Source organism: Vagococcus carniphilus, assembly GCF_014397115.1.
Lineage (GTDB): Bacteria > Bacillota > Bacilli > Lactobacillales > Vagococcaceae > Vagococcus > Vagococcus carniphilus.
The window spans coordinates 2,355,226-2,367,877 of sequence record NZ_CP060720.1 but is presented as its reverse complement, the minus strand read 5'-3'; the positions used below and the strand labels follow the sequence as shown (position 1 = coordinate 2,367,877).

The 12,652-nt window shown below is 30.8% G+C and carries 11 protein-coding genes; 9 read left to right on the top strand and 2 right to left on the bottom strand.

What is annotated here, in order from left to right; all coding sequences use genetic code 11:
• Positions 1-4: 4 nt before the first annotated feature.
• Positions 5-1,747: an ABC transporter ATP-binding protein gene (locus H9L18_RS11470; RefSeq protein WP_126792125.1), complete on the bottom strand. Its 1,743-nt coding sequence runs from the start codon at positions 1,745-1,747 to the stop codon at positions 5-7.
• A 138-nt stretch (positions 1,748-1,885) separates the two neighbouring features.
• Here H9L18_RS11470 and H9L18_RS11465 point away from each other — a divergent pair, with 138 nt between their 5' ends.
• The 3 genes from H9L18_RS11465 (at position 1,886) to H9L18_RS11455 (ending at position 5,223) form a co-directional block, all read left to right on the top strand.
• The gene (locus H9L18_RS11465) at positions 1,886-2,584 is read left to right on the top strand and encodes an HAD family hydrolase (protein ID WP_246433281.1); all 699 of its coding nucleotides are present in this window, start codon (positions 1,886-1,888) and stop codon (positions 2,582-2,584) included.
• A 133-nt stretch (positions 2,585-2,717) separates the two neighbouring features.
• Positions 2,718-4,289, top strand: a complete 1,572-nt coding sequence (locus H9L18_RS11460) for an FIVAR domain-containing protein (protein WP_185847413.1) — start codon at positions 2,718-2,720, stop codon at positions 4,287-4,289.
• 124 nt (positions 4,290-4,413) lie between these two features.
• Positions 4,414-5,223, top strand: a complete 810-nt coding sequence (locus H9L18_RS11455; protein WP_126792131.1) for a MerR family transcriptional regulator — start codon at positions 4,414-4,416, stop codon at positions 5,221-5,223.
• Positions 5,224-5,261: 38 nt separating this feature from the next.
• Here the strand turns inward: H9L18_RS11455 and H9L18_RS11450 are convergent, their stop codons facing one another.
• Positions 5,262-6,056, bottom strand: coding sequence for a MerR family DNA-binding transcriptional regulator (locus H9L18_RS11450; RefSeq protein ID WP_126792133.1), 795 nt, complete (start codon positions 6,054-6,056; stop codon positions 5,262-5,264).
• A gap of 386 nt (positions 6,057-6,442) precedes the next feature.
• Between H9L18_RS11450 and H9L18_RS11445 the strand changes: the two genes are divergently transcribed.
• From H9L18_RS11445 to H9L18_RS11420, 6 genes are all read left to right on the top strand, one after another.
• The gene (locus H9L18_RS11445) at positions 6,443-9,013 is read left to right on the top strand and encodes a WxL domain-containing protein (protein WP_185847414.1); all 2,571 of its coding nucleotides are present in this window, start codon (positions 6,443-6,445) and stop codon (positions 9,011-9,013) included.
• A 9-nt stretch (positions 9,014-9,022) separates the two neighbouring features.
• Positions 9,023-9,364, top strand: a complete 342-nt coding sequence (locus H9L18_RS11440) for an LPXTG cell wall anchor domain-containing protein (protein ID WP_126792137.1) — start codon at positions 9,023-9,025, stop codon at positions 9,362-9,364.
• 6 nt (positions 9,365-9,370) lie between these two features.
• Complete coding sequence (locus tag H9L18_RS11435; protein ID WP_185847415.1) at positions 9,371-10,030, top strand: WxL domain-containing protein; 660 nt, start codon at positions 9,371-9,373, stop codon at positions 10,028-10,030.
• 71 nt (positions 10,031-10,101) lie between these two features.
• Positions 10,102-11,145, top strand: coding sequence for a WxLIP family cell surface protein (locus H9L18_RS11430; protein ID WP_185847416.1), 1,044 nt, complete (start codon positions 10,102-10,104; stop codon positions 11,143-11,145).
• A 42-nt stretch (positions 11,146-11,187) separates the two neighbouring features.
• Complete coding sequence (locus H9L18_RS11425; protein ID WP_126792143.1) at positions 11,188-11,847, top strand: winged helix-turn-helix transcriptional regulator; 660 nt, start codon at positions 11,188-11,190, stop codon at positions 11,845-11,847.
• Positions 11,848-11,923: 76 nt separating this feature from the next.
• Positions 11,924-12,580 carry a hypothetical protein gene (locus H9L18_RS11420; RefSeq protein ID WP_126792145.1) on the top strand — a complete coding sequence of 219 codons (657 nt, stop codon included), beginning with the start codon at positions 11,924-11,926 and terminating at the stop codon, positions 12,578-12,580.
• The last annotated feature ends 72 nt before the right edge of the window (positions 12,581-12,652 follow it).

Below are 12,652 nucleotides of genomic sequence, written 5' to 3'. Positions count from 1 at the left end.
TTTTTTAATTGAATTGTGCTTCATAAAGCTCTTTATAACGACCACTGCTTGCAAGTAATTCTTTATGAGTCCCACGCTCTAAAATCTTACCATCCTCTAAAACAATAATATCATCTGCCTTTTGGATAGTGGATAATCGGTGAGCAATAACAAGAGAGGTTCTGTCATTTAGTAGCTGATTTAATGATTCTTGGATATATTTTTCTGATTCATTATCAAGAGCAGCTGTTGCTTCATCCAGAATTAAAATCGGTGCATTTTTTAGAAAAATACGAGCAATGGCAACACGTTGCTTTTGTCCTCCTGAAAGCTTAATGCCTCTTTCGCCAATTTCTGTATGAAGACCTTTAGGTAAAGAGTCGATAAAATCAGCTAGCTTTGCAGCTTTTAGCGCTTGTCTAATGTCTTCTTCCGTTTTTTCTTTTGAACCATATAAAATATTATCTAAAATAGTGCCATCAACTAATTCAATTTCCTGAGTCACCATCCCAATATTTTGACGAAGTGAACCTAGAGAAAAATGCTGAATATTCTCATTATCGATTCTTATTTCGCCAGAAGAAACATCATATAAACGGGTGATTAATTTGGTTATAGTTGTTTTACCAGAACCAGAGACACCAACAAGTGCCAGCATCTTACCTTTTTCAAGTGTAAAATCAAGTTCGTTTAGGATATTTTTTTCGTATGTTGGGTAATGAAATGATACCTTATCAAATGAAATATTTTCTTTTAAATCAGATAAAACGATAGGATTCTCACAATCAACGACAAGTGGTTCAGCTTCATAGATATCTAAAATACGTTGATAAGAAACTACTGCTTGTTGGAATCTACTAACCATTTGAGTGAAAGATCTAATAGGATTTTGCAGCATTTTTAAATACGACAGATAAGCAACCAGTTCACCAACGGTTTGCTTACCGTGAATAATGCCATATCCAGAATAAAGAAGAACAATAGCCATTCCCATGTAATTAACTAATTCAATTGTAGGAGAGAAAACCGTTTGATACTTCATAGCTTCAAGGAAATTATCACGTGTTTTAATATTTAATTGATGAAAATCTTCTGCTTCTTTTTCCTCATTAACAAATGTCTTAATAAGCAAAATAGAAGTCAGGCTTGTTTGAAGATGGTTATTAATTTCTGAGGTAGAGGCACGTACCTTTTTAAATGCTTGTTTGATATGTTTACTGAAAAAAGTATTTAAAAAATAAAGCAGCGGAAAAGTGATTGTAATGAGTAGAGTTAATTTAACATCTTGCATGAGCATAAAAATATAAATGAAGACAAAAGTAAATAAATTAGAAATTAATTTTAAACTTTGAGCAGAAATTAAATCTTGAAGAGCTTTAACGTCTCCTGTTAGGCGAGTCATCAAGTCACCAGTTTTAGAATTTTCGAAATAAGCAAAGTCTTGTTTTAAAACATGTTCATATAATTCATCTCGTAAGTTAGCAATCATGTGTTGACTGACACGACTCATGACAATATTCGAGTAATAAGTTAAAAAACTTAAACAAAGAGCAAAGGCGAGAATAGATAAAACATTCATACCAATTTGATAAAAGGATTTAGCTGGAATAGAAACATCTATCATTTGCTGAGTTATTTGAGGAATTTTAAATTCAAAAAAGGAAATACCAAGTAAAAAAGTAAAACTAATAATTAACATTTTTTTCTCGTTTTTTATTTTGGAGAACATGAATTTAAGCATACTAAAAATACTTGATTTATCAGTCATAAACTCCCTCCTTTTCTCAGGTTTGCTTACTTTAACATTAGACTTGAGCGCCAAAAAAGTCAACTTGTTTGAAGCGAAAAATTATGAGAATTAGTTATGTTATAATGAAACAATTGAAACGTGATGGAGGAAGGAAAATTGAAACTAGTAATTTTTGATATGGATGGTTTAATGTTTGATACGGGAAGGCTTGCTTACCGAGTCTATACAAAAACGGCCAAAGAATTTGATTTTGAATTAAATCCTAATGTTTACTACCATCTAACAGGTAGAAATGAAGCAGGTTTTAGAGCCGCTTTAAAAGATCTATATGGCCATGAGCAACCAACAGATACGTGGCGTGATTTTATGACAAAAACTAAAAAAGAAATTATTTACAGTGAAAGACGAGTGTTTAAGAAAAAAGGTTTGTTAGAGCTATTAGCCTATTTAAAAGCGAATGACTACTTGATTGCTTTAGCTTCAGGATCTAAGAGAGAAATTATTTCCTTTTATTTGGAGATTGAAGAAATTCCAGATGTTTTTGATGTGATTGTGGCAGGAGATGAAATTACCAAAGGGAAACCTCATCCAGATATCTTTTTGAAAGCTTGTGAGAAACTAAATATCGCACCAAGTGATGCTTTAGTACTAGAAGATTCATTAGCTGGAATAGAGGCAGCAAGTAGAGCAGGAATACCTTCTGTTTTAGTAGAAGATGATATTACTGATTTAGAACCTGTCTCAGGGAAATATTTATTGCAACAAAATTTACCTATTAATGAAGAGAGATTGTATAAACCAACATATCAGTTTGATGACTTGTTGGAAGTTAAAGAGTTTTTGAAAAAGAAATAAAGAAATGATGTATTAGGCAATTGATTAATAAATTGCTTAGTACATTATTTTTTTATAAGTGTTCATTTTATAGTTTTTATAGGGTATAATTAAAACGGTTGTTATTTAATATGTTGGAAAAAGGAGAATGGTAATGAAATATTCAAAATTTATAACATTAACGATTGCATTAGTAACAGTTGGAACAAGTATGACAGGAATACCATTTATTAACGAAAAAGAAACTGCATATGCGAGTGAATCAACCTTGGGTAAGTCTTATGTTGAGTATGGGAAAACAAACATAGATTTAGAAACAATTGATGGTTCTATTATTGAAAAAGGAACATCAGTTGCTCGTGCAAGTCGTATGAAAAAATCAATTTCAGGATCTTATTATTTAGTTTTATATGATGGTGTATTTATGTATCAAGCTTTGGGTGAAGTACCAGAAAAATATGTAACATCTTCTAAAATAGAGCTTCAAACAACTACTGAAGGTAAATTTTTAATCAAAAACAATATACCAGAATCTGCTACAAAAGAACTGTTAAAACCGGTTAAAGGCGAAGAAACTGTAGCAGAAAAAGGTTTCTTAGGAGAAACAGTTAGCCACACACGTTTAGCTTTAGAAAACCCAAGTCTGTATACAAAAGAAACATTTGATGTATTTAAAAAAGCTTTTGATCAGGCAACTCAAGTGTTGAATGATTCTTCTGCAACTCAAGCTCAGGTAGATGCTGCAGACAAGACTTTAACTAATGCCTTTAATAAGTTAAAAAAATCAGAAAAACCTTCTGAATCTATTGATAAAATCGGTTTAGGCAAGGTCATCCATGACGCTAAAATTTATGAAAAAGATGATCGTTACACAAAAGAGTCACGGGATAAATTAGTGATTGAGCGTCAAAAAGCTGAAAAAGTAATGAAAAATGAGAAAGCTACTCAAGCTGAAGTAGATAAAATGGCTAACTCATTAAGTAGTGCATTTAAAACAGTTTTAGTAGAAGTTTCTAAAGCTAAGCCTGAAGGAAACTACATTAAAGATGGTCGTTACGTTACATACTCTAATAAAAATTATAATACTTATTCTAATTTTGGTTGGAAACACCGTCAATCTGGCTCAAGTTTACAGAATAAAACATTCCAAGCAAGAGGAAAATACAACCATCAAAATGGGTCAACATATTTATCACTTTATGATAATAAAGGAACATGGTACGGGTATGTAAATGAAAAAGCTGTCAAAGTAGGTGGTGGTCAACAGGGCGCTTATATAAAAGACGGTCGCTATGTGACACTAACTAACAAAAATTATAATTCTTGGTCCAATTTTGGCTGGAAATATCGTCATTCAGGCGCAAGTTTAGTGAATAAAACGTATCAAGCAAAAGGAAAATACAACCACATTAATGGCTCAACTTACTTATCTTTATATGATAACAAGGGAAAATGGTTTGGTTACATCAATGAAAAAGCAACTAAAATAGGAAACGGTCAACAAGGAGCTTACGTTGCTGATGGTCGTAAAGTTAAAGTGACTAAGAAAAACTACCAGTTATGGCAAAACTTTTCTTGGAAAAAACGTCAAAGTAGTAATAAATTAGTTGGCAAAACATTTGTAGCAAGAGGAAAATATTACCATGCCAATGGCTCAACTTATTATTCTTTATTTGATAATAAAGGAAATTGGCAAGGCTACATAAATGCTAATGGTGTTAAATAAAAGTCAAGTAATATTAAAAGAATTGAGACTCAAGTTAATAGCTTTTGTCTCAATTTTTTTTATTAAGCTCCTAAATAACGTATAATAAAATTAATATGATTAAAAAATAAGAGGACTGATTTTAATGAGATTATACAGTATTGGTGAATTTTCAAAAGCATCAGGAGTCTCTATTAGAGCATTACGCTATTATGATAAAAAAGGTTATTTGAAACCTGACTATATCAACCCCGAAACTAACTACCGATATTACTCTCAGGAGCAATTTGGAACACTGACCATGATTCTTTTGTGTTCAGATTTCGATTTTCCTATAAGCCGAGTAAAAGAATTTGAAGAAGAAGACAGTAGTTTCGACCTCTTCAAATTGATAAAAGAAATGGAATTTGATATTGAAAAGAAACAGTTACGTTTGACTATTCTAAAACAGAGTTTAGAGGAGTTGGAGAAAAATATAGCACGTCTTCAAGCTAAAAAGAAGCTAAAGGGCCATTACAAAGATTATTTTCCTGAAAGGACATTTATTTTACAAGAATTTACAGGGGAAAATCCTTTATATCTCGATTTTACTGAGATGACAAATAGAGTTTATGAGAAGGTACGAGCTGAAAAATTTATTACGATGTTCAACAGAGGTGTTTTAAAAGTAAAAACAGTATCTGGAGAAAAAAGATTTGTATTTTTAGAAATTTTACCCAAAGATTTATCTGAAGAACAACAAAAGCAAGTAGTAAAAATCCCTAGAGGTAATTATGACTGTATTATCTATCCTTTTCATAAATTTTACCAAGATTTTAAATCTTTTTGGGGTAAAGAACTAGAAGAAAATCAGCTTATTATTTATTCGAGTCTCTATGATAAGAATTATCAAAAATCTGCTTCCCATATAGAAATACAAAGCCTGTCCTATGATGCAAATATATATGATTTTTAATGTATAAAAAAACTTTCCAGCTAATTTGGAAAGTTTTTTTAGAAAGATAACCGTTGACTTTCGATATTGCTAGCGGTGGATTGATGTACAATATCGTATAAACCATTAAAAATAAGTAAAGTATTTGGAGCTAATTTTTCATTCCAAAGAATATTAATATTAGAATAAAACGTATCGAATTTGTATAGAGTACAGTTATATTTTCCCTCAGGAAAAGAATGAACAAACTGCTTTTGTTTTTCAGTAAATGAAGTTGTTTCAACCTCCAAAAAGCCAAAACGTTTTTCCTCACCGTTAATATTTATCTTAAAAATCCCTCTATTGAAGAGAGAAGTTAGTTCATTTTCAATTGCAATATCATAAAGATTAACAGTCATCTCCGTAAAATCAAAATAAGAAGGATTTTCTAAAGTGAATTCTTTAATAACAACATGTCGCAATAAAAAAAAATCTTGATAACTATGTTTATTGTTAACTGATTTTAGATAATTTAGTCGTTTGATATTTTCTTTTAATGCATCAATTCTCATTTGTTGTGTTTGGTAGTAGGCTAATTTTTCTTGAATTTGTTGTTCAATTTTTTTTATTAGTTCTTCAATGTTGTAATAATTGTCTTTTATCTCTAATTGTTCAATTTCACTTAAAGGTATGTCAAATTCAGAAAACATTTGGAGTATATTAAGTGTACTAAATTGATCACTTGAATAATATCGGTAGTTAGTTTCGGGGTTGATATAGTCAGGTTTTAAGTATCCTTTTTTATCATAATATCTGAGTGCTCTGATAGAAATACCAGAAGCTTTAGCAAGTTCTCCAATACTCATCAAATTCATTATAAAATCCTCCTTGTAAAAAAATATAAATTTTTTTATTGACTCTACACCCGTGTGAGACTATATAGTTTTTTTCGGGGGATGAAAAAACTTTTTTTACTAAAAAGTTGCTATATAAATATTTTATCTTAAGAGAGTGCAATTTGGTAGAAAATAGGACTAATTAACTATCTTAGTTTTTAAAATTTTAAGGGATGTCACTTTAATGTCACTGATGTGTCACATCAATTTTTTAGAATGTGTTGTGTAAGGGATTAAATTTTAAACAAAGGAGGTTATTCTTATTAAAAGAATTTAACAAACGTGACTTAGAAAACTAAGATAGTTAAATTTGAAATAAAAGGGTAGAGGTAGAAAAATCTATCTAAATGAAAGGAGGTTATGCCATGAGAAAAAAAATTGGTCATATTGTAATAGCAATATTAGCTTCAATAAGTTTTTCTACTATTTGTTTTTCTGAGACAGTTGAAGACAATCATAACGTAAAAACCTCATTGGTAGACGAAGATATCGAACAATATCAAGATTTCGATCCTGATAATGAGTGGATTGAAATATCAACAATTGAAAGAGGAGCAGTTGACCTAGGTAATAATCAAAAATTAGCTTATTTATTTGGACCAGAGATGTATTTAAGTCAAAATAAGGACATTCCAGTTAACCTCGGTCTGCCCAATATTTATTTCGAAAATGATGGAGCTAATGTTTTTGCTTACTATCAAGCTCAATATACATTACAAACTTCTAGAGCTTCAATTGTTGGTGATAGACCAGGAAATTTTCGAGCAATTATGCCTAGTATGAGTGGGGAAAATACGCATTATTATAAAAAGACAATGTTAAATGGATTACCTGCGTACTTAGTAATAATTGATGATGATGTAGTAAATATGAGAAGTTCAACAATTGTTTATGGAATGCAAAGTGGTTTTGTTCGTGTTAATACAAGATACACGAATATAGGTGGAAAAACACAAGAAAACATTGTTGTTGGGGCTGCTTATGACACAATGCTTAATGGAAATGATGATGTTCCGATTAAATTTTTGGGAAAAAATAAAGGACTTTATATTGAAGTCGGCGAATATAAATTAGAATATCGATTCAATGTACCAGATGGACCAACTAACTGGATGGGTGGAGAATTTTTAACACCAGCTACTTTCATTAAACAACAAGGAAGTATGGATAAGGGGTTCAATTCAATGGATTCTATCGGAATGGAGAATTCAAACAAAAACTACGGAGAAATTGCAGCTGATAATATCGATACTGGTATTTCAATGAAAAGCCAACCACTAAACTTAAAAGTCGGTCAAAATTTTGATATGGGGTATATCGTCGGTATCCAAAAAGATGATGGAGACCCTGTTATTACGTTAAATGAAAATGATCAAACTTTTGAAGGTGGAGATTTTGAGATATCAGGTGAGTGGTTTGATAATAAGTCTGATCTTGTTAATTTGTACTATTCGGTGGATGATGGTAAACCTATAAGATTTGCAGAGAACCTGTCGAATATAAATCCAGGTGAAGCTTATGAATGGAAAACAACTATTCCAAATCTTTCAAAAAATAACCATAAGGTAAAGGTTTATTTAATTAGTTCCAATCAAGAAAAATCTAAAGAGAGAACAGTTAATCTCTCCTATGTGATTAAGCCGAAATTAAAAGAAACAGTTTTCCGAGAAGATAGTGAGTTAGCTAATCAAGCTTATCCAGGTGAAAAATTAAAATTTAAAATAGAGCTAGCTTCTATTAATGATGTTTCAGCAACTTATAATAGTTTAAAATTTATTTCTCCAATAGATAAATACTTGGAGAATCTATCTGAGTTTAAATTAACTACTGAGGATGGTAGAGAATTAAAAATTAATTCTTCAGAAATAAAAGATAAAAAATTATCTCTAACAACTGATGAAAGGGTTCCATTATCTCAAAAAATAATATTAGAATTCTTTGCAAATATTAAACAAGAAACACCAGTAGGTACTAAAATTAATTCTTTAACCCAATTAGAAGGAACGACAGATGACGGACTCTCTATTTCTAAAGCAAGTTCTAATTCATTTGAGACTGAAATTATTCCTGTAAAAAGTAAGGTTGAAGCGAAAGTTCATCATGAAGATGGGACACTTGCGGAGAGTGGAATTCTTGGAGAAAAGTTAATTTTTTCAGGAGAACTAAAACCTAATGAAATGTTGAGAGAAAAAGAGTATGAAAAAATGTCTGTTGAGACCATTTTAGATGAGAATCTGGAGAAGGTAACAGATGTAAAGTTAACTACTAAAGAGGGGATAGAAGTAGGAACCGGAGTTTATGATAAGGAAACTAAACGAGTAAAAGCAGAATTAACTCAACCAGTCTCTCCTCAAGAAACATTGCATTTTTCATTCAAAGCTAACATAAAAATAGAAGCTAATATAGGAAGTCAATTAAAGTTTACTGTTGTATTCAAAGATGGTGTTGCTGGTGGAATATCCTTAGAGAAATCTAATTCGAATGAAGTGACAGTTAAGATAAAAGAAGGTCATTTGGAATTTGTTACGTCACCAACACATCTTTCTTTTGGAAACAACTTATCAATTAGCAGTCAAAAAGAAACGTATTCTGTCTTTTCAAAAGATGAAGATTTACAAGTTCAAGATAATCGAGCAGGTAAAAAGAATTGGCGAATGACGGCTCGTTTAATAAGTGACTTTAAGACAACTGAAAATGAAAAATTAAAAGAAACATTTCTATTTAAAACAAAAGAAGTAGAAAATCCTATAACAACCTCTGCTGAAACAGTTATCGTTGAAAGAAATAGTGAAATGAGTGAGTTAGTAAACCTTAGTCAGGGATGGAATGCTGAGGAAGGATTAATGATTTCTGTTCCACCAGGTGTGGCTAAAAGTAAAGAATATCAAGCTAAAATGCAGTGGAATTTACAAGATGTTCCAGAAAATAAAAATTAGGAGAAACATATGAAACGAATAAATGTAGTAACAACTTTCTTTCTTTTCGCTTTCTTTCTTCTATTTGGAATAGGGAACACGACCCATGCAGATAATTTAGAAGGTAAAGACATGGTAGAAACAACAGGGCAGGTGGGATTTTATGGTGAGTATGTTAAACCAGTTAAACCAGGCCCAAGTAAACCAGATGGTAGTAAACCAATTGAAATAAAAGAAAGCAGTCGAATAGGTGAGAAGAAACAATTACCTCAAACAAATGAAGTAATAAAGAATACTCAACTCTCTTTAATTGGATTTATGATTATTTTTATCAGTATTTTATATGTAAAAAAAATAAAAAAGAATGGATGATTTATGATGAAAAAAACAATTTTAGGAACAATATTATTAAGTAGTTTATTTGTAATTGGAGTAAATGTATCAGTTTCAGCAGCAGATGTGAAAACTAAAGACACAGATGGCGTTGTAAAATTTCAACCATCAACTGATCCAGAGGGACCATTAAGTTTAAATCATGTGCCAACGTTAGATTTTGGGAATAATGAAATTAGTACAGAAGATCAAGTGTATCATGCATCTGCTCAAAAAGTAGGAGACAAAAATAGTTCACTTTATACACAAGTAACAGATAATCGTGGTTCATTAGAAGGCTGGAGATTATCCGTAAAACAAGATGGTCAATTTAAATCAAGTCAGAAAGCTCATGAATTAAAAGGAGCTTCTATTGAGTTTAAAGAAGGTCAATTGGTGACAGAATCTCTGAGTCAACTAGGAGTAGCAACAGAAACATTCAAATTAGATCCAACTGGCGCGTCTCAAGTAGTTATGTCATTTAAAAAAGATCAAGGAGCTGGAGCTTGGTCTACAGTTTATGGTGATGACAGTAGCTTATTAGAAGAAAATGGACGTACTGTAACTAAAAACGTTCAATTATCAGTACCTGGAATTTCAGAAAAAGTTAATGATGTTTATAAAACAAGCTTAACTTGGGTTCTATCAGATGTACCAGGAAACTAGAAGTACGGATTAAGTATAGATGTGGAGAATAAATGATATTCTCCGCATTTTTTAAAAGAAGGGATACTGAAATGAGTAAAAGATATTTAACTACGATAGGAATTATTTTACTTTTTTTAATAGGGATTAGAACAGAGGCATCAGAACTTAACTTTAGTGTGGCATCTGTTATTCCGGAAAATCAAGTAGACAAAAGTAAAACGTATTTTGATTTAATGGTGAAGCCAAACGAAGAGCAAAAGATAGCCATAGAGATTAATAATACATCAAATAAAGAGATAACAGTTATACCTACTATAAGTAATGCAACAACGAATTTAAATGGTGTGGTTGAATACACACTATCTAAAGATAAATTGAATAAAGGAACTCCTGTTGAAATAGAGGAAATTCTTACTTTACCAGAGAATCAGAAGGAAGTAAAAGTGCCTAAAAATGTTCAAAGTCAGTTAATACTAAATCTGAAGATGCCTAAAGAAAAGTTTGACGGAATTGTAGCAGGAGGTATAACTCTTCAAGAGAAAAAAGAAGAAAAAACAGATGAAGATGAAAATAAAGGAATGACGATAAAAAATTATCATGCTTATACGATAGCAGTTTTAGTTAGGGAAGAAAAAAAAGATTACACACCTGAGTTAGAACTAGAAAATGTAAAAGTCGGGCAGCAGAATTACCGAAATGTAATTTTAACCAAATTAAAAAATCCAGTACCGGATTTCTTAAATGAATTAGAAACTAATTCGACTGTAACTAAAAAAGGAGAGAGCCAAGTATTATATACATCTGAGAAAAAGAATATGCAGATGGCTCCAAATTCTTCTTTTCAATTACCAATTCCGATTGAAGACAAAATGAAACCAGGAACTTATACGTTAAAAATGACTGCTAAAAGTTCTGACAAAAAATGGGAATTTGTAAAAGATTTTTCTATTGGAGAAAAAGAGGCTAGAAAATTTAATGAAGCAGATGTTACATTGCCAAAAGATAATAATAAACTAATCATTATTGGTTTATCTATCGCAATTTTAGTGTTAATTTTAATTATTTTACTATTAACTAAAAATAAGAAGAAACAGAAGAAAATGACAAAGAAGAAAAAAAGAAAGAAAAAATAAAAACATAAAAACATAGGAATAATATTTAAGGAGTGGGGCCCTATGAGAATATTATTAGTAGAAGATAAAGAAGAAATAGAAGGAATTATTAGAAATTATTTGGGTGATGGTACAGAAGCTAAATTAATAGCTTCAAAAAGGGATGAAGCATTACAATGTGTTACTACTCAAAACTTTGATTTAATTATTTTTAATTGGTTAAAATGTCAAAAAGATAGTATGGTACTTTGTCAGGAAATAAAAAAATTAAATTTACCACTCAAAATGCTACTACTAGCACCTAAAAATACAACCGTAAATGAATTAGGAGATTTAGTGGAAACTTTTATAGATACAAAAGAAATGTCAGTAGGAACAGCTTCCTTAGTCATTCAGTTTAATAAACCATTAAAGTCAGACACATATTTGTTTTATCAAGATATCACGCTAAATTCAGAAACGTGTGAAGTGAAAAAAAACGAAGAAATTCTTTCTCTTACAAAAAAAGAATATGATTTACTACATTGTTTTATGAAAAATATTAATATTGTTTTGAGTCGAGACCAATTACTTAATCAAGTTTGGGGAATGAACTACGATGGAGATGTTAGAACAGTTGATACCCACGTCAAGCGTTTAAGAAGGAAAATAGGAAGCCAATATATTGTAACTAAAATTGGAATGGGATATCTAATGGAACAACCCAAAGTCAGTAGTAGTTAAATGAAACCAACATCATCTCATGATAGTTGGTTTTTTTGTTGTATAATGAGGGTGATGAGAAAGGAAAGGGATAGGCATGAATAAGAAGAATCAAGGGAAATCTAGAATAAGTATTGGTATTTTTAGTTCTATTTTTACTATTTTTATCATAGGAATGGGAATGTTTTTCTATAGTGTGTATCAGACTAATCATGTAACTGATGAACAAGTTAAACCTCACCTAAAGAATAATACACTTCGTCTTAATGAAAGCAATCAGTCATTATTATTTGATTCTCAAGAAATAATTGATTTTAAGGTAAAAGCTAACCAAGTCACTGTGACAATGGCTCATTATAAACGAGATAAGTTAGAAGAAGAAAAAGAAATGCTGTCTGTATCGGCTAAAACAGGTACAACTAATCAAATGGACGGAACTATTCAGTGGGGAATTATGGATTATGGTTTACTTGAAAATCAATTAAGAGTGGCTATAGAAAGCGAAGGTATTATAAGTACCAGTGACTACACAATCAAAATTAAAAGTGATGATCCAGATAATCTATTAAGTGGTGTTGGAGTTGGTTTATCAGAAGAAGAGTATCAATTAGAAAAGAACACTGATTATCAATTGGCAATATGGGCTTATGGTGAAGATGGGGTTTCGGTCAAAACAATAAAGAATGGGGAATTTAGTCCTAAAGATTTCAAAAAGAATACCGAAACTTTTGTTTTATATGCTACTTTTAAGTAAAGAGTTTTATAGACGTTAAAACCTTTTAATGAGATTTAAAACGTTATATTTAAAACTTTTAATAAAAAACAG